The sequence below is a fragment of the Paenarthrobacter sp. CM16 genome (assembly GCF_013179505.1).
Classification (GTDB): Bacteria; Actinomycetota; Actinomycetes; order Actinomycetales; family Micrococcaceae; genus Arthrobacter.
On the sequence record NZ_JABMCX010000588.1, the window covers coordinates 1 to 739 of the forward strand.

Consider the following 739-nt stretch of genomic DNA (forward strand, 5'->3'; position numbering starts at 1 on the left):
GCAGCCTTCACCGCCGCCGGCACCGCCTACGCCACCCACGGCGAACCCCTGGTCCCGATCTACGTGTTCTACTCCATGTTCGGCTTCCAACGCACCGGCGATTCCTTCTGGGCCGCAGCAGACCAAATGACCCGCGGCTTCATCATCGGCGCCACCGCAGGACGGACCACCCTCACCGGCGAAGGACTCCAACACGCCGACGGACACTCCCCCATCCTGGCCTCCACCAACCCCGCCGTGAAAACCTACGACCCCGCCTACGGCTACGAAATCGGCCACATCATCCGCCACGGCCTCGAAGAAATGTACGGCCCCGACACTGACGGCACCGGTGAAGACCGGAACGTGATGTACTACCTCACCGTCTACAACGAACCCATCACCCAACCCGCGGAACCGGAAAACCTGGACATCAACGGGCTCCTCAAAGGCATCTACCGCCTCGCCGAAGCCCCCACCGCGGACGGCACCAACGCAGGGAACCGCCCCACCGCGAACATCCTCGCCTCCGGCGTCTCCGTACCCTGGGCCCTGGAAGCCGCCCGGATCCTCGCCGAAGACTGGGGAGTCACCGCCGAGGTCTGGTCCGTGACCTCCTGGAACGAACTCCGCCGCGACGGACTCGCCGCCGAAGAACACGCCTTCCTGAACCCCGGCCAACCCGCCCGCACCCCGTTCATCACCGAACAACTCGCAAACACCACCGGACCAGTCATCGCAGTCTCGGACTACATGAAAG

The 739-nt window shown here is 65.2% G+C and carries 1 pseudogene; it reads left to right on the forward strand.

The features are described from left to right. Positions 1-739, forward strand: a pseudogene (locus HP499_RS24680) (pyruvate dehydrogenase (acetyl-transferring), homodimeric type); the annotation flags it as partial.